Genomic DNA, 19,763 nt, shown 5'->3' on the forward strand with positions numbered 1-19,763 from the left:
CTGCTCGGTTTACAACATCGACAGTGCAGCGGTGCGACGCGGCTGCCGCCAATCGATGCCTTCGAGCAACATCGACAATTGCGCCGCCGTCAGATGATCGGCCTGCGGCCAGACGAAGCGGCCCCGCTCAAGCCGCCTCGCAAGAAGCCAGAGCCCGTCCTCGGTCGCCCACATGACCTTCACCAGATCGCCGCGCCGGCCCCGGAAGATGAACACGTTGCCACCCAGCGGATTGTCCTCGAGCGCCGTCTGCACCTTCGCCGCCAGCCCCTGGAACCCGCAGCGCATGTCGGTGACGCCTGCCACCAGCCAGACGCGTGTACCCGTGGGAACAGAGATCACGATCGCATGCTCCCCAGTACGACCCGTAGCGTATCGGCGTCGACGATGCCGTCCACCTTGACTACCACGTCACCGAACTTGGATCTCGATCGTCCCGGCTCGTGCAGTCCGGTTGCCGACGTCCCTTGCATCTGGGGGCATCGCCACTGCGGCGGCGTTTCATGGACCACCGCCACGGGAATCAGCGACGTCGTTTCCGCCTGCAATTGCTCGCGATAGCGACGCCGCCAGGTGAACAGCATATTTGCATTGATGCCATTGTCCCGCGCCAGCTTCGCGACCGATGCACCAGGCTCGCATGCAGCGGCCGCAAGCCGGCGTCGAAACTCGCGATCATAATTCAGGCGTCCCTTGCGGCTACCCGGCTTGGCTTCCGACTCTGTCACAGTGATGTCCATCAAATCGAAAATGATGGGCACCACTTTGATGTCGCTTCTCGCCGCCGTCAACGACGGTCGTCGTGAGGTGCTTACCGTGAAGCGATGAGCTGGGTGGCGACAACTGGTGGCCACAGTGGCGACGTGGTGCGTGACGTCATGCTGGCAGCCGTCGAGAAGCGCTTTGGCAACGTCTCGAAGGCACCGGCTGAAATTGAATGGCTGACGGACAACGGCTCAGGCTACACAGCCGGAGAAAACCAGGACCTTTGCGTCTGACATTGGTTTGAAACCGTTGACCACACCGGTGTGCAGTCCGCAAAGTAACGGCATGGCAGAAAGCTTCGTGGAAACGATGAAGCGTGACGATGTCGCCTTCATGCCGAAGCCAGATGCCGCAACCGCAAATCGGGGAGCCGGTGGATCGGGATTTCGTCGACGTAGCAGCGCACGACGCTCGCCCGCACCATGCCGATAACTTCGCACAACGACACAACAACACACATCGTCGAATCGCACGCCTGGCTGTCGCGATTCCTTCCCATCCCATGGGCTTGTCCCACCGCGCTGCGCCGAGCCTGCTCGAAACGCGCAACCAGTTGGCAAGCGCCTTTCAATGGGTGACAGTACCTGCTCGGTTATTGCGCCGCTGCGCTGGCTTCGTCGAGCAGCTTCATGTCTTCGGAAGAAAGCTGCAAGTGAGTTGCTGCAGCCAACCCTTTCAGTTGCTCGACGGACGTCGCACTGGCAATCGGCGCCGTCACGCTCGGCCGCGCGATGATCCAAGCGATTGCCACCGTTGCAGGTGTCGTGTTGTTGCGCTTCGCGACTTCAACAAGAGCATCGATGATCCGTAACCCGCGGTCGTTGAAATACTTGTCCACAAGCGCGCTGCGCGCACCCTTCGCGGCGTCGGCCTTCGAACTGTACTTTCCGCTCAGGAAACCGCTTGCCAAGCTGAAGTAAGTAACCACCGCCAATTTGTGCGCCTGCACGACTGGCTCGAGATCGGTTTCGTAGCCCTCCCGATCGTAAAGGTTGTACTCCGGCTCAAGAACCTGATACGCCGGCAACCCCGATTCCTTTGATACCTTCAGTGCTGCCTCGAGCCGCTCGCCGCTGAAGTTCGACGCTCCGATCACGCGCACTTTCCCCGCCTCGATCAACCTCTGATATGCGCCGAGCGTCTCTTCGAGCGGCGTCTTGTCGTCGTCGATGTGGGAGAAATAGACGTCGATGTAATCGGTTTGTAGCCGGCGCAGCGACTCGTTGACGGCTGCCTCGATGTTCGCCGCCGACAGCCCTGGCCGCTTCTTCCACATGCCTACCTTGGTCGCGAGCACGATCTTTTCCCGCTTGCCGCTTTGCCTGAACCACTTGCCGATGATGGTCTCGGACTCGCCGCCCTGATTGCCCTTGGCCCAGTGCGAATAGCTGTCGGCGGTATCAATGAAGTTCAAGCCAAGGTCGACAAAGGCGTCGAGGATGGAAAACGACGTGCGCTCATCGGCTGTCCAGCCGAACACGTTGCCGCCAAAGACGAGGGGTGCGATTCGAAGATCCGACGTTCCAATGGTGTGTTGTTGCATTTTTTCTCTACTCTGAGACGTGGGTTGGAAACACTAAGGGTTCTGTCGCGGTAAGGCGATTTGGGTGAACGATAGCGATATGATGAGGCTTACTTACATCGCCAGCGAGTAGAATTGCCGGGCGGCCGATGGCTTGAGTTTGCGTGCGTCTTTCATCTGCCCTTTGGCGATCATATGCATGAGTTCGATGCCGCTCAACAAGATGCGGACACAAGGGAAATCATGGAATCCCAACATGGGCCGGGTACGGCGCTTGATCGCCCGATGGCCTTGTTCCACGATATTTTTCAGATACTTGGCCTGGCGGATCTTGATGGGCGTCTCACGCTCGGCATTCACGGCATGTAGGCCGGCCAGATTGGCACCGCTCTCTTCACAGAGGTTTCGTCCATCCGCCAGCGCTTGCCGACCGGGCGCTTGCAGCGGCGGAACGCCCTTTCAAGCACCGGCAGAAGCTTGATGGCCCACCGGTGCACGGTCGAATGATCGACCGCGCACCCCGTTCGGCCATCATCTTCTAGAGATTGCGCAAGCTGAGCGGGTAGGCCACGCACCAACGCACGCACACCAACATTATCTCGAGCTGATAGTGCAACCGCTTCAGCACTTTGGCTACCGTCGAACTCAGCGCTTTCATTGTCGTTCACATCATTCCGTAAGGTCCCGCAGCATGCCCGCCTCCGCTATTGCAACAGAACCTTCGAGAGCGCCCGGGCATGGAAATATGACCGACTTTTCTACAGCCGACGATAGCCGTGTAGACCTGCGATCCTTCAGGACGGCCGCAGGTCGATGTCGCCGCATCACCGCGACGCCTTGAGATAGGGCCCCAGCAGTGACAGGTCCGCAACTGAAAGACGATCGTGTGCGGTCTGCACCTGATGCCAGTACGGGTAGAGCAGGGGCGGCGCGCTCACCTTGTCGAGCCGTTCGCGCGTTTCGGCGCTCAGCCTGAGATTCGCCGCGCCGAGGTTGTCGAGCAGTTGCTTCTCGTTGCGCCCGCCGATGATGACCGACGTGACGGCGGGGCGCCCGAGCGTCCATGCGAGCGCGACCTGAGCGGCGGAGACGTTCTGCTCGCTGGCGATCTCGACAAGTGTATCGACAATCGACCACAGTCGTTCGGCGTCGCGAATCGGCGGCTCCGTCCAGCCCGCGAGCTGACGCGTGCCCTCGGGTGTCGAGTCGCGGCGGTGCTTACCCGACAGCAAGCCGCCTGCGAGCGGGCTCCAGACGAGAATGCCCAAGCCTTGATCGAGCGCGATAGGCGCGAGTTCGTACTCCGCTTCACGTGCTTCGAGCGTGTAATGGATCTGCTGGCTCACGAAGCGCGACAGGCGATCGCGTTCGCTTACATGCAACGCTTTCATCAGGTGCCAGCCTGAGTAGTTCGAGCAGCCGACATATCGGACCTTGCCATGCCGGACCAGCAGCTCGAGCGCTTCAAGCGTTTCTTCGAGCGGTGTGAGTCCGTCCCATTCGTGCACCTGGTAGAGGTCGATCACATCGGTCTTGAGACGGCGCAAGCTCGCCTCGCAGGCTTCTATCAAATGATGCCGCGACAGGCCCCGGTCATTCGGGCCGTCACCCATGGGAAAGCGGGCTTTCGTCGCGATCAGCACGCCGCCTTTGCGCTTGCCGCCGAGCGCCTGGCCGACGATTTCCTCCGACGCACCGTTCGAATAGACGTCCGCCGTATCGATCAGGTTGACGCCCGCGTCGATGCACATGTCGATCTGGCGGCGCGCCTCGTCGAGGCTGACCTCCCCGACGCTCGCGAATTTGCCTTTGCCGCCCATCGTCATCGTGCCTAGCGTGATGGTCGACACCTTGAGGCCCGAACGGCCGAGTTGACGGTAGTCCATGATGAAGCAATCTCCATGTATGTTGCAAGGATTCACAGCCGGCGGGCGGTAGTTCAGTCCGATGGCGCCCGCATTGGGTGCCCAGTGTTCTTTGACGTGCCCAGGGATCCCACGATAACGGAGACTGAATTATCATGCCAATAGAAAGATGTGATTCAATCGTGCAATTTTTGTGATTAATCGTCTCTGCAAGAAAGAGTGCAAACGTGGATTTGAAGCAGCTGGAACATTTCGTGGCGGTCGCGGAAGAGCGACATTTCACGCGCGCGGCGCGGCGTCTGAACCTCGTGCAGTCCGGCTTGTCTGCGTCGATCCGCTCGCTGGAAGAAGACTTGGGCGGACCGTTGTTCAATCGCAGCACGAGGCGAGTCGCTTTGACGCCTGCCGGCGAAGTGCTGTTCGCCGAGGCGCAGCGGGTACTGGCTGCCGCGCGCGACGCGCGGCACGCCGTAACGCAGGTCCACGGGCTTGCACGCGGCAGGCTGAGTATCGGTGCGATTCACGGTCTCGCGCCTTTCGTCGACCTGCCCGCTTCTCTAGGACAGTTTCGGGCCGCGTTCGGTGGGATCGATATCGAATTGACACTGGACGGATCGCGCGCATTGATCGACGGGGTGCGGGAAGGGCGCCTAGACCTCGCGTTCACACAGCCACCGGATACGCCGCTCGACGACCTCGGATCGCACATGTTCGCATGCGAAGGAATGGTCGTCGTCTGCGCGACACATCATCGGCTTGCGGGCGCCAGCGGGCTGGCGCTGGCCGATCTCGTCGACGAAACATTCGCCGACCTGCGCCCGGAGTGGAGCGTGCGGCGGCTCGTCGATCGGAGTTTTGCGGCGGCAGGACTGCAGCGCCAGACCAGCTTCGAGGTCAACGACATGCCGATGTTGCTTGAACTGGCCGCGCACGGGCTTGCGATCAGTATGGTGCCCGAATCGGTGGCCGCCGCAAGGGGGAGCAACACGCGCGGGGCGCCGGTCGCAACGGCGAGCCTGCGCGAAGCCGATGAGCCCTGCTGGGAACTCGCGGCGGTTTTTAGGGGAAGCGCCGGAGAACCGCTCATACCCGTCGCCCGTGCTTTCCTGGACTTGCTCAAATTGCCCGAGGTGGCGAACTGACGCTTGACTGGCACCGCGCGGTACCGCGCGGTACCGCGCATGCTTCGGACCACTCATCAGCGGAAGCGCCGTCGGTCACGCAAAAAAGTTCATGCTAGGATCGCCGACTCACTGTTCCAACGGATCGCGATCGCAGTCGCTGGTTGGCGTCGCGAATCCGGCACGCATCAACGAGGATTCTGATGACTCATTCTGCCCTGACCCCCGGCGCCGTCGCCGTGATCACCGGCGCCGCCGCCGGCATCGGCCTGGCTGCTGCCAAACGCTTTGCGCAGCTTGGGCTGCGCATCTGCATTGCCGACCTCGGCGCCGACCGCCTCGCGCGGGCGGTGGAGGAAATCGCCGCGCTGAGCGCAAACGGTACGCAAGACGTCTTTGCGGTTGAGACCGACGTCATTGTCGCCGACGATGTTCGCCGCCTGCACGCAACCGTCGTCGAACGCTTCGGCGGAACAGATGTATTGATGAACAATGCCGGCATTCAGCCCGGCAGCGGCATGTTCGGTCCAACCGCGAACTGGGAGCGCGTGCTGGGTGTCAACCTGTGGGGCGTGATCCAAGGCACGCAGGTCTTCGTGCCGGGCATGATCAAGCGCGGCCGTCCGGGGCTCGTGATCAATACCGGTTCAAAGCAAGGCATCACGACACCGCCGGGCGACCCCGCATACAACGTTGCGAAGGCCGGTCTGAAAGCGTTCACCGAAGCGCTGCAGCACGAACTGCGCAATACCGCCGACGGCCGGATCAGCGCTCATCTGCTGATTCCCGGCTTCGTGTTCACGGAACTCACACGGAACGGCCGTGTGGAAAAGCCCGCCGCCGCATGGACGCCCGAGCAGACCGTCGATTTCATGTTCGAGCGTCTCGACGCCGGCGACTTCTACATACTGTGTCCCGATAACGACGTGCCGCGTTCGCTCGACGAACGGCGCATTCTATGGGCGGCGGGCGATATCGTCGAGAACCGGCCCGCGTTGTCGCGCTGGCATCCGGACTACGCCACGGCATTCGAAGCGTTCGTCAAGCAGCCCCGCTGACTCAAGGGCCAGCACCATGTGGCAGCAAAGCGAAACCTATCCCGATCCCGCAGTGGAAGTGCTCGATCCGCGCTTCCTCAAATACCGGATCACGAGCGCGGCGGTCGAGCGGCTTGCGACCGGCATGCGCTTCGGCGAAGGACCGGTGTGGTTCGGCGACGGCCGCTTCCTGCTGTGGAGCGACATTCCGAACAACCGCATCATGCGGTGGGACGAGGAATCCGGCGCGACTTCGATATTTCGCAAGCCCTCCGGGTACGCGAACGGCAATACACGGGACCGCCAGGGGCGGCTCATCACCTGCGAGCACGGCAACCGGCGCGTGACGCGCACCGAATACAACGGCACGCTGACCGTGTTGCTCGACCGCTTCGACGGCAAGCGGCTGAACTCGCCAAACGACGTGGTCGTGAAGAGCGACGACAGCATCTGGTTTACCGATCCGCCGTTCGGCATCTCTAACAACTATGAGGGTGTCAAGGCTGAGCCCGAGCTGCCGACCAACGTCTACCGTCTCGACCCGGCCACCGGCCGGGCGGAGGTGGTCGCCGGCGACATCGTCAATCCGAACGGCATCTGCTTCTCGCCCGACGAACGCCGCCTCTACATCGTCGAATCGGGCTCGAAGCCAAGGCGCATCCGTGTGTACGATGTCGAGGACGGTCGGCGCCTCGTGCACGGACGCGTATTCGTCGATGCGGGCGAGAACGGCGCGCCAGACGGTTTCCGTTGCGACACGGACGGTAACCTGTGGGCCGGTTGGGGCACCGGCCCGGGACTGAACGGTGTGATGGTATTCGCGCCGGACGGCAGCGCGATTGGCCGCATCGCCCTGCCCGAACGTTGCGCGAACGTCTGCTTCGGCGGCGCAGCGCACAACCGGCTGTTCATGGCGGCCGGGCAGTCACTGTATGCGCTATACGTCGATACGGCTGCGGCGGTCGCAACCTGAGCGCGCCGGCGGATTACGTCCGCGCCCGGTCGGCGGTGCCACCGCGCACGGGGCGGTGATGATGTGGATTCGTGCGAATTAGGACGTGCGCTGGCGCTCGCTGAACGGAATGCCGCCTCTTGACTTGGAGTCTGCTGGAGATTCCACGATCTGCACGACAACCTGTTCAGCGAGGACACCGAGGCTGTCAACCACAGCTTTGGTAATCCCCGTCATCAGCGCTTTCTTTTGCTCGGGTGAGCGCCCTGCTACTGCGTAAACAACGACTTCCGGCATGACGTACTCCAGTGGATTGGCAAGGAACTGCAGGCGCAATCATAGCGTCACTGGACGGCGTGTGCTCAAGCCTGGCCGCCGAAGCCAACATACGCCTGAAACTGATTCCCGGCGATTTTTCAGCGGCTCAAGCGGCCGCGGTCGGTGGCAAGTTCCAGCTGATCTTGCAGCCGTGGTCAGGACGCGTCGAGGTATTGTCAAGTTGGCGCCGGGGTCGACGAATATATGGGGCATCAAGAAAGCTTCCGTTTCCGTTTTGCTGTCGGCCGAGGCGCCGATCTCGTTCAAGGGCTATCGATTTCCGCCGGACATCATCAGCTACGCGGTGTGGCTGTACTACCGGTTCCCGCTCAGCCGGCGCATGGTTGAGGAGATGCTGGCGGCACGGGGAATCGAGCTTATGTACGAAACGGTGCGGTGCTGGGCGACGAAGTTCGGTCTGGCGGTCGCGAAGCGTCAAGTTGACAATACCGCTCGTACATATCGCGGATCATTGACCGACTCAACGCTGTTAGCTCGTTGTGTTCGTCGTCAATAATCGCCGGAAGCTGCTGCCGTACTTTCAACGCTGTTTGTGCAATGACCGCACCGTATTCGGCCACCGCTTTCCGGCTGCAGTCATCAGTTGCGCAGTGCGTTGGCATTTCCGCCTTCAACGGGAAGTTTTCCAGCTAGTTGTCGCCTCGACGTTTGGAATTCAGGCTGCTTTTAACTCCTGGTTATGAGATTGTCGAATGTCGACGGTCGGCTCAGCCCGATCGGGATTGAGGTGCACGACATGAACGCGCGCTGCCAGTCCCGCGTGGCACCTTTCCATCGTAGCGGATGACGTTCGCGCGAACCTCGTAGAGCGCTGTGCGGCGCTCGAGGATGTCCTGAGCAAGATTGGCATGGCGCTGGGCCGGTGTCACGAAGCGGATCGCGCTGTGGCGGTGTTCGTGGTTGTACCAGTGCACCAGTTCTGCAACCCAGGTGCGGGCTGCGAACGGGGTATCGAATGCCTCTAACGGATACCCACACAGCCAATCACATTGATGTCTCAACCCCTGGACATTGGCCTGGTACCGACGGTTTTCTGGTGCTCCACGTGAGCCAGGGGCGAAGGCCAGGACACCGGCATCCGCCCAGCTTGGAGCGACCTTCGCCGAGTCGCCCGTGGAGGCAAATCCCTAACTCCGGTTAAATGGACAGCCGAGAGTCACGTAATTGCGCCGCCCCGGCCCGGTCGCTGTAGGCTTTTTTCGACTGTTGCGTCACATCCGACCTACTTTTTCAGGTTCAGTCAGAACCAATGCGCTGCCCGCCAATTCTGTGGCTGACGACGCGGCCTTGGGCGGGCATAGTTGGGCCGGGAGGATTCCGGTTGCGAACTCGTGAGACTGTTCCTGCCTGATCGACGCAAATTCTCGAGCGCCTGATTTGCCAGCGAGAGCCCTTGAGTGGATGGTCGGACCCAACATATCCAACAAAACCAACAAAACCAATAAAACGCGCTTGACACCAGTTTTTGTCCAACCTGTAATGCATCCAACCAGCCAATGCGCTGTCCCATTCAGGATTTAGGATGAAATACGAGTCAAAATGCGTCTCTGCGCCGACGGTTCTTGATGCCGCTGATCGGATCAGGAACGGCAGCCTGACGCCGGGTGAGTTGATAGCGCACAGCCTGAAAGCGATAGAAACCCACAATCCCACATTGAACGCATTCGGCGACATCTACGCCGAAACGGCGGCGGCTGAGGCCGAAACGTTGACGCTCGAAGCCTCCCGCGGCTGTTTTAGAGGGCCACTGCATGGCATTCCGTTCGGCGTCAAGGACCTGTTTTCGACCGCTGGTCTGCGGACGACGCGGGGTTCGCTGACCGCGCTCGACTATGTGCCGTCGGATGATGCGCCGATTATCCGACGCCTGAAGGATGCGGGGGCGATCATCGTCGGCAAGACCGCGACGACTGAGTTCGGTTGGAGCGGCGCGAGCCTGTCGCGCGTATTCGGCAACGGCCGCAATCCCTGGAACCCACAACTCACGAGCGGCGGCTCCAGTTCGGGTTCGGCAATCGCGGTCGCCGCACGGATGGTGCCCGCGTCGCTCGGTTCGGACGGTGGCGGTTCGGTAAGGATTCCCAGTGCGTTTTGTGGCACGTTCGCGCTCAAGGGCTCGCTCGGCCGGATTCCGACGTGGCCTTGGTCGGCGACCGAAATGCTCAGCCATGCCGGTCCGATCACACGGACGGTGCGCGACAGCGCGCTGCTGTTCGACGTGCTATCCGGTCCCGACCCACGCGATCACCAAGCGTTGCCAGCACCGACTGAAACGTTCCTCGCGCGTTGCGATTCGCCGCTGCGGCCGCTGCGCGTCGCGTTTTGTCCGACGCTGTTCAACGTTGACGTCGATCCGGCTGTTGCGGCAGCAGTTGAAGCGGCGGTCAATCAGATTGCGCGGACGCTGCCAGTCACGATTGATATCCCCGCGCTCGAATGGCATGACCCGTTGCCGACGTTCGAGGCCCTATGGGTCGGCGGCCGCGGAATCGTGTACGGCAAGTCGCTTGCCAATCGCAAGGAGGAGCTCGAACCGGGCTTCGCGACGCTAATCGAACGTTCTGCGGACTACGATCTGGCCGGCTATCTGACCGCGGTCCAGCAGCGCGCGGCGTTCGCTTGCAAAGTCCACAAGCTGTTCGAGCGCTTCGATCTGCTGCTGACGCCAACGCTGCCAATTCTTCCGTTCGACGCGGACCGGATTGCGCCATCTGACCTCGATGGCGTCGACGACACCGCGGTGCCGTGGGCGCGCTGGACACCGTTCACGTACCCATTCAATCTGTCCGGCAACCCAGCGGCGAGCGTGCCGTGCGGCTGGAGTCCGTCAGGTTTGCCAATCGGCTTGCAGGTCATCGGGCCGCGCTTCGCAGATGGCGACGTGCTGCAGTTCTGCGCGGCGTTCGAGGCAATTGCGCCGTGGGAACATCGGCTGCCGCCGTTGCTCGTCGGCTAGGAGCGTACCGTGACGATCTGCAATTTCGACGCACATCAAGTCGGTGCCTGGCCAGAACGGCGCGCGCTGATGGCACCGCCGAGACCTGTGCTCCAGCAACAGACGAAGTTGCGAGTGGCGCAACGTCTCGACGCGGACGATGCCACGCCGACGCACCACCGCCTGTTGGCACAATCCGGGCGCTGCCACCGCGTGATCCGAACGCGCGGCAAACCTCGTTACACTGGTTGCTTCCCTGTACGCCGGACTCATCTACCTATGCTGAATCAGCCTCGTCTCGAAGAAATCATGCGTTTTCTGAGCCAGCAGAAACGCGTGAAGGCCGCCGACCTCGCTACGCAGCTGGTCGTCTCCGAAGAAACGATTCGCCGCGACTTCAAATATCTCGAAGAACTCGGCAAGTTGCGTCGCGTTCACGGCGGCGCGATCCTGCCGCGGCTTAACGAGGAGCAACCGCTGCAGGTCCGCAACCGGATCAGGACACAGGCGAAAGCGAAGATTGCCGAATGCGCAAGCGGCCTCGTGCAGGAGGGAATGGCGCTGTTCCTCGACACCGGCACGACAACACTCGCACTCGCGCATCAGCTGACAAGCTTCAGCCAGTTGCGAGTCGTCACGAACTCGCTCGACATTGCGCAACTGTTGACGCAGCAGAGCGACAACCACGTGCTCGTCACACCAGGCGACGTCCGTCGTAACGACAACGCATTGATCGGCCCGCACACGCTCGAATTCGCCCGTCAGTTCCATTACGACATCGCCTTTATGGGCATTGGCGCGGTCGATCTGAAGCTCGGGCTGATGGATTACGAAGAATCCGAAGCCATGCTGCGCAGAACGCTTGTTGTGCATTGCGTGCGTAGCGTCGTGCTCGCCGACGATGGCAAGTTTGGCCATCGCACGTTCATCAACACACTACCGTTCGACGCGATCGCGACGCTCGTCACAAACCGCCCGCTGTCGGCCGACTACATAGACCGCCTGGAACAAGCTCATGTCGATATCGTCCATCCCTGAACTGGTTCAACCCAACGCCGATGAGTTGCGCGCGTTCGACGCGCTGTTCACCGCAAGCTCCGCGATTGGCGCGACGCCGGCCGGCGGTCTGCATCGGCTCGCGGCGTCGGCCCAGGACGGACAGGTTCGTGATCTGTTCCGCATCTGGCTCGACGAGCACGGTTTCGATGTGCACATCGATGCAATCGGCAACGTCTTCGGGCTTGTGACTTTGACGCCGGGCGCGCCGTACGTGTTGTGCGGGTCGCATCTCGACAGCCAGCCGAGCGCCGGCCGCTTTGACGGTGTATACGGCGTGCTTGCCGGCGCGACCGCGATCGTCGGCATCGCGCAGAGGCTTCGCGCGAGTGGTCACCGTGCGCCATGCAATCTGGCGGTCGTTGACTGGACCAACGAAGAAGGCGCGCGTTTCCAGCCGAGCCTGACGGGTAGCAGCGTGTTCACCGGCGCGATGTCGCTCGACGACGCGTGGGCATGCGAGGACCGGCAAGGCGTCACGCTGAAGAGTGCGTTGGAGCAGATTGGCTATCTCGGCGATGCGATGCTCGATCTGCCTATTGCCGCATATGTCGAGATGCACGTCGAGCAGGCGTCGAATCTCGAGCGCGAGGGGCTCGCAATTGGCGTGGTCCGCGAGACGTGGGCCGCATTGAAATGGCGAGTGCGCTTCGACGGCGAGCAGAATCACACCGGCCCTACACCGATGGCCGACCGGCGCGATGCATTGCTGGCGGCAGCGCACACGATCGCCGCGGTCCATGCGGAAGCCGTGCGGCACGGCGCGCAAATGCACAGTTCGGTTGGCCGCCTCGACGTATATCCGAATTCGCCGAACGTCGTGCCGTCGAGGACGATACTACACATTGAATTCCGTTCGCCGTCCACTGCGCTGCTGGACGGCACTGCAACATGCTTCGAGGCGACGTTGCGGAATATCGCTGAACAGACCGGCACGCGCATCGAGATCGAAAGCCGCCAGCTTCGCGCCCCGCTGAAGCTGCATGATGGCCTGTCGCGACTTGCCCACGACGTCAGCCTCGAACTCGACTTGCCAGCGGGCGATAGCGTCACCGTCGCCGGCCACGATGCGATTAGCATGAGTCGCGTCACGCCGACGTGCCTGCTGTTCGTACCTAGTCGCGGGGGCGTCTCGCACAACGAAGCCGAGTACACCGCTGATGCCGATCTGCACAACGGCCTGCGTCTGTTGAGCGCGTTGCTGGAGCGCATCTGCACTGAATCGTCGAGCTACCTTTGAGGACGATGATGCTGACGGAATCGCCTGAATCCCTTCGATTGCTCGACGCGCTGCATGCAGTAGGGCTAGGCAACGACGCGCAGGTTGGGCACGGTACCGGAGCAGTCGCGTCGCCGACGCGGCTCGCGACCGAATGGGCCGGCTTCGTCGTCGCGGTGGGCGCTCAATCGTGGTATGCGAAAGTGCTGCACGACGATATGAAAGAATTGATCGACGTTGCGCGGACCGTCGACGCGAGCCGCTGTGCGGCACAAGCGGAAGCAACGGTCGCGCTGCGCATCGTTGATATGCAGCGCGGCGTGCTGCTGTTCGATCGATTGGAGGCCTCCGAATGGCGCTGGGCGCGCGTTGACGATCTCGCGTCACCCGAGCGTCTCGACGCGCTGTGGGCGGCGAAGCGGCAAGTGCATGACGGTCCAGCGCCCATGTTTGTCTCGTCTCCGATGGACGACATCGCCCGACTTCGGGCGCTGTGTCGACGTGATGCGGTGGAATTGCCGATCGACGGGTTGCGGACCGATGACTGCATAGATCGTGCATGGAATGCGTTGCAGGCATCGGACGTAGAGGTCGTGCCACTGCACGGTGACGGCCTTGCGAGCAACGTGATGGTTGGCCCGCAAGGCGAACTCAAGCTGATCGATTTCGATTACGGTGGCTGCGGCGACCCTTGGTACGACGTGGCTATCACGCTGAACGAGTTGTATCAGTTCGAGCCGCAATGGCGGGAGGGTATCGTGCGCTGGGCTGGCCGTTGCGACGAAGCCGACTACGCGCGTTGCCGTCTGTATGCGCTTGTCAACGACTGGTACTGGACACTGTGGGGATTGTGGCTAGGCACGACGTCACCGCGCCGTCTCGAATTCACGAAACTCGCTCAATGGACTTCGTTGCGCTGCCGACAAGGCATTCAGGACGCGCGCTTCGAAGGCTGGCTTCGTCTGCTGAAGGGATGATTCGATGAAAGCACTCGGTCAGGCTCAGACCCATCATGAACACGAGATTGAAGCTGCGATTCGTGAATTGCCTGCATGGAAAGGGTACGATATTCGCTACGCACCGGTAGGTGGCGGCATCTCGAACACGAACTGGCGCGTCGAAGTCGACGGCGCGCAGACTGCGTATTTTTTCAAAGTGCCGGGTCAGGGCACAGAGATGTTTATCGACCGCCGCACTGCACACGAAGCGAGCGTGAAGGCCGCGATAACCGGCTACGGCGCGCCGGTGTTCGCGTTCCTCGAGGACCTGGGCGTCGAGGTGTTCGAGTTCATGGAAGGCTGGCGCGCGTCGTCAAACCTCGACTTCCTCGAGCGTGAGGTCCGGCACAACGCATTGCGTGCACTGAAGGCGTTCAATGATCAGCCGGTGCTCGCTCAGACGAAGACCATGTTTGACATGATCGACGAACATCAGCAGCAGGTCGAAGCGTTGCACGCGGTTAAACCCCCGGATCACGACTGGCTGTGCCAGCAATACCGTCGTGCCCGTGCGGCGCTCGAAGCGTCGGGTCTGGATCTCGCGCCCTGCATGAACGATACCCTCGCCGGCAACTTCATGCTGAACGATGCGCGCGAGATTCGCTTGGTCGATTTCGAGTACGCGTCGAACAACGACCGGCATTACGAGCTCGCCCTGTGGTTCGGCGAGATGTTCTTCGCGCCTAGGATGGAACTCGCGTTGCTCGAGGACTATTTCGGTCGCGTGACGCCCCAGGTCGTCGCGCGTGTGCAGTTGAACAAGGCGCTCGCCGATCTGAAATGGTCGACGTGGGCGATGGTGCAGCGTGCGGTGTCGCGGCTCGATTTCGATTTCTATAAGTACGGGTTCTGGAAACAGATGCGCGCTCGCATCGTCTTTCAGGATCCGCAGTGGGAAACATGGCTGAGGCAGGCGTGAAGAGACTAGGCGCTTGAAAACAGCTCCGTGCATAAACTGGTTCTGCGCCGACGCTTGAGCTCGACGACCTATTGAGAACCCGATTTCATTTTCAGGATGGGAAGGCATTATGGTTATTAAGGAATCCAGAGCGAAATTTAAAGCGATTGGCCGCGTCCGGGCGGATCTGACGCCATCTTCGGTCCGGCACGCCGAAGGCGGTGCCTATCGGCTGGGCGCGCGAGATGACAGCGCGTTCCATTCGTGTCCCTCAACCCGCCGCTCGCGAGGAGCCGATCATGGCTGAATCGATCCAAAGCTCGATGCCGAATTCGAAGAAGATTGTATTCGGCATCTATTTCTTCCTGCTTCTTCTGATGGCGCTGTGTCCGCCGTTCTATCTAGGCGTCAGCGGCAGTAAGCAACTCGTGCTCGGCGTACCGCTGCCGATCTTCTACTGGATCGCGAACGCGGTCCTGGTCGGGCTCGGCATATGGGCGCTGTACGTGGCCGAAGGCGTGTCCGGCGAACTCGCCAACGAAGGAGAACCGACATGACCCACTTCACGAATCCCGGCAACCCGGTCGTCACGTTCGGCATGATCGTCGTGTTTCTCGTTGCGATGATCGCGGTTCTGTATGCGACCAACCGCCGGAGCACAAGCTTCTCCGACTATGCCGTCGGCGGCCGCTCGTACGGCCCGTGGTTCGTCGCGATGAGCTACACGAACTCGTGGTGGCCCGGCTCGACGTTCACGGCGTTCTTCGCACTGTCGGTCGGCGGCGTGCTCGGTTTCTACGGGATGGTCTACGCGACGCTCGGCGTGACCGCGATGTATCTGATGGCAAACCGGGCGTGGTCGTGGGGCCGGCAGTTCAACCTGACGACGCAGCCGGACCTCCTCGGCATGCGCTACAACAGCCCGGTCGTCAAGCGAATCGCGTCGATCATCGGGATCATCTCGGTGTTTCCGTGGGTCGTGATGGGGATCCAGGCGCTCGCGACGTTATTCCAGTTCGCAACGTTCGGCCAGTGGACCGTGACGGCTTGCCTGACTGCTGGTGTTGTGATTGTACTGATCCGCCAGTACTGGACCGTCAGCATGGGGATGCGGGGGCTGATCATGACCGACATGTTCCAGGGGCTGATTGCGTACGTGCTGTGCGCGGTGCTGTGCATCCTGTTGCTATTCGGCAACCACGCGTCATTCTCGCACCTGTCGCAACTGCCGGCGAAGATGCTGCTGATTCCCGGCGACGCGCGTACCGGTTACGGTCCTTGGTACATGTTCAGCCTGATCTTCACCGGTGTGATCGGCTCAATGTGCTGGCCGATGAGCTTCCAGCGGATCTATACGGCGAGCGGCGTAAGGGCCGTCAAGAAGGGCACGCTGCTGACGATGCTGCTGGTTGGCGGCTTCTATTGCATCCTGATGCTGTTCGCGGCTGCCGCGAGTCAGGACCCGAACGTAGCCGCACAGCCGCAGCACGGTTGGTTCGTCGCACTCGCCGATATCGGCGGCTCGTGGCTTCTCGCGGTGGCAATCGTGATTGTGCTTGCGGCGAGCATCGGCCATGTCGACGGTTGTGTGCAGGTCTGCGGCACGCAGTTCGCCAACGACCTCGCGACGTGGAATACGCCGCGCACCGATCGCCAGTTGATGGTGTTGTCCAAGGCGGGCATGGTCGTGTTCATCGTCGCAGCGGCGATCCTTGCATATCTGACTTTCGACTACAGCCGACTGCAATTACTCGCGCAGATTTCATATCAAGGGATCATCCAGCTTGCAGTCCCGCTGTTCTTCGGCATCTTCACGCGGCGTGGCAACAAGCAGGGCGCGATTGCGGGAATGCTGGTGGGCATTGCAATCGCGATCGTGCTGACTTCCGTCTATCCGGACGACATCCGCGCGCTCGGTTCGCTGACCAGCGGGATTGTCGGGCTCGCAGCGAACTTCGTCGTGTTCGTCGTGTTTGCGTTAGCGATCAAGCCGTCGACCGACGAGATCGCCCGGCTCGACCGGCTGTTCGCGAAGCCTGTGCGCGGCCGCGCACCTTCGACGGTCGCCGTACCGGTAACACATTAAGGAAAAGCGGCCGCGGCGGCCGGCATGGATCTCGCATTTTGATGCTGCCGCGGCATCGAGAATTTGACTCAACGGAGGCCGGATGACTTTAGCGATTTTCGATCTTGACGACACGATTATCAATGGAGATTGCGCGAATTTGTGGAGCAGCGAGATGGCACGCCTCGGATGGGTCGGCGACGCCGATGCATTTGTACGGCAAAACGACGAGATGATGCGTGCCTACGGCGAAGGGTTGCTTACGATGGACGATTACATGAAAGCAACACTCGCACCGCTCGCCCGTCGCCGCGTCGTTGATGTGCGCCATCAGATCGATGCGTTTGTTGAACAGGTGATCGAGCCGAGGATTCGGGCCGACGCGCGGAATGTGATCGACGCCCATCGCCAGCGTGGCGACACCCTGCTGGTGATCTCGGCGTCGAGCGCGCATCTGGTCGAGCCAATTGCGGCGCGAGTCAGTATCAATCATGTTCTGGCGATTGATATCCAGACGGAGGACGGTGTCTATACGGGACGCACCTCTGGCGTACTGACGTATCGGGAAGGCAAGGTAGTTCGGCTGCGCGCATGGCTAAAGGCGCACGACGAAAGCCTGGCCGGTGCCAGCTTCTATTCCGACTCGCGAAACGATTTACCTCTGCTGTGCGAGGTCGACAGGCCGCACGTGGTCAATCCGGACCGGGTGCTGGCAGCGCACGCGAAGGAGTGTGGGTGGCCTGTGTTGACATGGCACTAACGTGCGCGGCACTCTGGAGCAACGCGAGATGAGCTATACCGAAGCGATCGGCACACGCACCTACCGGTTCGACGATCTCAAAACGTTGCTGGCGAAGGCGAGCCCGCTGCGCTCGGGCGATCAGCTCGCCGGCACCGCGGCGGCCAGTGAGGAAGAACGCGTCGCAGCCAAGATGGCACTCGCGCAGGTGCCGTTGCGCACCTTCCTCAACGAGGCATTGATTCCGTACGAAAGCGATGAAGTCACGCGCCTTGTCATAGACGATCACTCGCCCGAAGCTTTCGCCGAGATATCCCATCTGACGGTCGGCGATTTCCGCAACTGGCTACTCAGCAGCGAGACGGATGCCGATGCACTCACGCGTATCTCCGCCGGCCTCACACCGGAGATGGTCGCCGCGGTGTCGAAGCTGATGCGTAACCAGGACCTGATCGCGGCGGCGCGCAAGCGTCCGGTGATCACACGCTTTCGCAACACCGTGGGATTGTCTGGCCACATGTCAGTGCGCTTGCAACCGAATCATCCGACCGACGATGTCAAGGGCATCGCCGCCTCGATGCTCGACGGCCTGATGTACGGCTGCGGTGACGCGATGATCGGCATCAATCCGGCTACCGACAGCCTGGCCGCGATTACCACGCTGCTGCTGATGGTCGACGATTTCCGGCAACGCTATCAGGTGCCGACGCAATCATGCGTACTGACGCACGTCACCAACACGATTGCCGCAATCGGCAAGGGCGCGCCGGTCGATCTGGTGTTTCAGTCGATTGCCGGTACGGAAAAAGCGAATGCCGGCTTCGGCATTTCGCTTGCGTTGCTGCAGGAAGCCTATGAAGCGGCGCTCTCGCTCAATCGCGGCACAGTCGGCAACAACGTGATGTATTTCGAAACGGGGCAGGGCAGCGCGTTGTCGGCGAATGCGCATCATGGCGTCGACCAGCAGACCTGCGAAGTGCGCGCCTATGCGGTGGCACGAAAGTTCAATCCGTTTCTCGTCAATACGGTGGTCGGTTTCATCGGACCGGAATACCTCTATGACGGCAAGCAGATCACGCGCGCGGGTCTCGAAGATCACTTCTGCGGCAAGCTGCTCGGCGTGCCGATGGGTTGCGACATTTGCTACACGAACCACGCGGAAGCCGATCAGGACGATATGGACAACCTGTTGACGCTGCTCGGCGTCGCGGGAATCAACTTCATCATGGGCGTCCCCGGCGCGGACGATGTGATGCTGAACTACCAGAGCACCTCATTCCACGATGCGCTTTATGTGCGCGACGTATTGGGCCTAAGGCGTGCGCCGGAATTCGAAGAGTGGCTGGAGTCGATGCAGGTCGCCGACGCGCTCGGCGTGTTGCTCAATGGCGCGATACGGCAACCATTGCTGGAAGGTGCGCGCGAATGGATGGGGATCGCATGAGCAACGACTTCCTCGAAAAGAACCCCTGGAGCGCATTGCGTCAGTTCACCAATGCGCGTATCGCATTGGGTCGTGCCGGCAACAGCCTGCCGACTGGGCCGCTGCTCGCGTTCAATCTATCGCACGCGCAGGCACGCGATGCGGTGCATCATCCGCTCGACGCTGATTCGCTGCATGAGCAGTTGCGCGCGAACGGCTTCACCACGCTCGATGTGCATAGTGCTGCGCCGGACCGTCAGCATTACTTGCGGCGTCCGGATCTGGGGAGACGCCTGTCGGAGGAGAGCCGCGAGGCGCTTGCGCAAGCCTCCATCGAAGCGCCGGAAGTGGTGTTCGTGATTGCCGATGGGCTGTCGGCCTGTGCTGCTGCAAAGCAATCCATTCCGCTTTTGAGGGCCGTCTCTTCACGCCTTGCGGATTGGAGAATCGGTCCGGTGGTGGTCGCTCGGCAAGCACGGGTGGCGCTTGGCGATGAGATCGGCGAAATTCTGCGGACCAGGCTCGTCGTGATGCTGATCGGCGAACGTCCCGGGCTGAGCTCGCCGGATAGCCTCGGCATCTACCTGACGTACGCGCCTAAAGTAGGGTGCGCCGATGCGCAACGCAATTGCATTTCGAACGTGCGCCCCGAAGGATTGAGTCACGGCGCAGCCGCGCACAAGCTGCACTATCTGCTGACGCATGCGCGCCGCTTGGGCCTCACTGGCGTGGGACTTAAAGACGAGAGCGATGCATTGCTGGAAAAGGCGGCCAAAGACGCGTCTACGGCGATCGCAGCACCGGACGCCAACTAACTTCGATGTTGTGG

General features: G+C 61.4%; 18 protein-coding genes and 3 pseudogenes. 15 read left to right on the forward strand and 6 right to left on the reverse strand.

Annotation, left to right across the window (positions count from 1 at the left end; genetic code table 11):
• Positions 1-9: 9 nt before the first annotated feature.
• Together tnpB and tnpA are read right to left on the reverse strand one after the other, a co-directional pair.
• On the reverse strand, positions 10-342 hold the full coding sequence (tnpB, locus tag OKW37_RS29070; RefSeq protein ID WP_429402984.1) for an IS66 family insertion sequence element accessory protein TnpB: 333 nt from the start codon (positions 340-342) through the stop codon (positions 10-12).
• Entirely contained in the window at positions 339-791 is a 453-nt protein-coding gene (gene tnpA / locus OKW37_RS29075) for an IS66-like element accessory protein TnpA (protein ID WP_429353528.1), read from the reverse strand. Before tnpA ends, tnpB begins: the two co-directional genes overlap by 4 nt.
• Positions 792-815: 24 nt before the next feature.
• On the opposite strand from tnpA, the pseudogene OKW37_RS29080 reads away from it, so the two are divergent.
• Positions 816-1,131 (forward strand): annotated as a pseudogene (locus OKW37_RS29080) (DDE-type integrase/transposase/recombinase); the annotation flags it as partial.
• Between the two features lie 226 nt (positions 1,132-1,357).
• Here the strand turns inward: OKW37_RS29080 and OKW37_RS29085 are convergent.
• The 3 genes and pseudogenes from OKW37_RS29085 to OKW37_RS29095 form a co-directional block, all read right to left on the reverse strand.
• On the reverse strand, positions 1,358-2,308 hold the full coding sequence (locus OKW37_RS29085; RefSeq protein ID WP_429402986.1) for an aldo/keto reductase: 951 nt from the start codon (positions 2,306-2,308) through the stop codon (positions 1,358-1,360).
• A gap of 96 nt (positions 2,309-2,404) precedes the next feature.
• Positions 2,405-2,945: pseudogene (locus tag OKW37_RS29090) on the reverse strand (hypothetical protein); the annotation flags it as partial.
• A 166-nt stretch (positions 2,946-3,111) separates the two neighbouring features.
• Positions 3,112-4,173 (reverse strand): aldo/keto reductase, encoded by a 1,062-nt coding sequence (locus OKW37_RS29095; protein ID WP_184068846.1) that lies wholly within the window; start codon positions 4,171-4,173, stop codon positions 3,112-3,114.
• Between the two features lie 206 nt (positions 4,174-4,379).
• Between OKW37_RS29095 and OKW37_RS29100 the strand changes: the two genes are divergently transcribed.
• From OKW37_RS29100 to OKW37_RS29110, 3 genes are all read left to right on the forward strand, one after another.
• The gene (locus OKW37_RS29100; protein ID WP_184068843.1) at positions 4,380-5,294 is read left to right on the forward strand and encodes a LysR family transcriptional regulator; all 915 of its coding nucleotides are present in this window, start codon (positions 4,380-4,382) and stop codon (positions 5,292-5,294) included.
• Positions 5,295-5,476: 182 nt separating this feature from the next.
• Positions 5,477-6,331 (forward strand): SDR family NAD(P)-dependent oxidoreductase, encoded by an 855-nt coding sequence (locus OKW37_RS29105; protein ID WP_429402987.1) that lies wholly within the window; start codon positions 5,477-5,479, stop codon positions 6,329-6,331.
• A 16-nt stretch (positions 6,332-6,347) separates the two neighbouring features.
• Positions 6,348-7,283, forward strand: a complete 936-nt coding sequence (locus OKW37_RS29110; protein WP_429402988.1) for an SMP-30/gluconolactonase/LRE family protein — start codon at positions 6,348-6,350, stop codon at positions 7,281-7,283.
• Between the two features lie 78 nt (positions 7,284-7,361).
• Here OKW37_RS29110 and OKW37_RS29115 read toward each other — a convergent pair whose 3' ends face one another.
• Positions 7,362-7,559, reverse strand: a complete 198-nt coding sequence (locus OKW37_RS29115) for a tautomerase family protein (protein WP_184068834.1) — start codon at positions 7,557-7,559, stop codon at positions 7,362-7,364.
• Positions 7,560-7,815: 256 nt separating this feature from the next.
• Here OKW37_RS29115 and OKW37_RS29120 point away from each other — a divergent pair.
• The 11 genes and pseudogenes from OKW37_RS29120 to eutC form a co-directional block, all read left to right on the forward strand.
• Positions 7,816-8,016, forward strand: a pseudogene (locus OKW37_RS29120) (IS6 family transposase); the annotation flags it as partial.
• 1,107 nt (positions 8,017-9,123) lie between these two features.
• Positions 9,124-10,557, forward strand: coding sequence for an amidase (locus OKW37_RS29125; protein ID WP_429402989.1), 1,434 nt, complete (start codon positions 9,124-9,126; stop codon positions 10,555-10,557).
• A 258-nt stretch (positions 10,558-10,815) separates the two neighbouring features.
• Positions 10,816-11,574 carry a DeoR/GlpR family DNA-binding transcription regulator gene (locus OKW37_RS29130; RefSeq protein ID WP_429291300.1) on the forward strand — a complete coding sequence of 253 codons (759 nt, stop codon included), beginning with the start codon at positions 10,816-10,818 and terminating at the stop codon, positions 11,572-11,574.
• On the forward strand, positions 11,552-12,832 hold the full coding sequence (locus OKW37_RS29135; protein WP_429402990.1) for a Zn-dependent hydrolase: 1,281 nt from the start codon (positions 11,552-11,554) through the stop codon (positions 12,830-12,832). The genes OKW37_RS29130 and OKW37_RS29135 overlap by 23 nt, the downstream gene beginning before the upstream one ends.
• Positions 12,833-12,837: 5 nt before the next feature.
• On the forward strand, positions 12,838-13,788 hold the full coding sequence (locus tag OKW37_RS29140; RefSeq protein ID WP_260321469.1) for an aminoglycoside phosphotransferase family protein: 951 nt from the start codon (positions 12,838-12,840) through the stop codon (positions 13,786-13,788).
• Between the two features lie 4 nt (positions 13,789-13,792).
• Entirely contained in the window at positions 13,793-14,728 is a 936-nt protein-coding gene (locus OKW37_RS29145) for a choline kinase family protein (protein WP_184068822.1), read from the forward strand.
• A 278-nt stretch (positions 14,729-15,006) separates the two neighbouring features.
• Entirely contained in the window at positions 15,007-15,264 is a 258-nt protein-coding gene (locus OKW37_RS29150) for a hypothetical protein (protein WP_184068819.1), read from the forward strand.
• Positions 15,261-16,793: a sodium:solute symporter family protein gene (locus tag OKW37_RS29155; RefSeq protein WP_184068816.1), complete on the forward strand. Its 1,533-nt coding sequence runs from the start codon at positions 15,261-15,263 to the stop codon at positions 16,791-16,793. The genes OKW37_RS29150 and OKW37_RS29155 overlap by 4 nt, the downstream gene beginning before the upstream one ends.
• A gap of 82 nt (positions 16,794-16,875) precedes the next feature.
• A complete protein-coding gene (locus OKW37_RS29160) occupies positions 16,876-17,532 on the forward strand; it encodes an HAD family hydrolase (RefSeq protein WP_184068813.1) in 657 nt (218 codons plus the stop codon).
• Between the two features lie 28 nt (positions 17,533-17,560).
• On the forward strand, positions 17,561-18,955 hold the full coding sequence (locus tag OKW37_RS29165) for an ethanolamine ammonia-lyase subunit EutB (protein WP_184068810.1): 1,395 nt from the start codon (positions 17,561-17,563) through the stop codon (positions 18,953-18,955).
• Positions 18,952-19,749 carry an ethanolamine ammonia-lyase subunit EutC gene (gene eutC / locus OKW37_RS29170; RefSeq protein ID WP_260321468.1) on the forward strand — a complete coding sequence of 266 codons (798 nt, stop codon included), beginning with the start codon at positions 18,952-18,954 and terminating at the stop codon, positions 19,747-19,749. Before OKW37_RS29165 ends, eutC begins: the two co-directional genes overlap by 4 nt.
• Positions 19,750-19,763: the final 14 nt, after the last annotated feature.

This window comes from Paraburkholderia sp. MM5482-R2 (genome assembly GCF_050436125.1).
Taxonomy (GTDB): domain Bacteria; phylum Pseudomonadota; class Gammaproteobacteria; order Burkholderiales; family Burkholderiaceae; genus Paraburkholderia; species Paraburkholderia tuberum.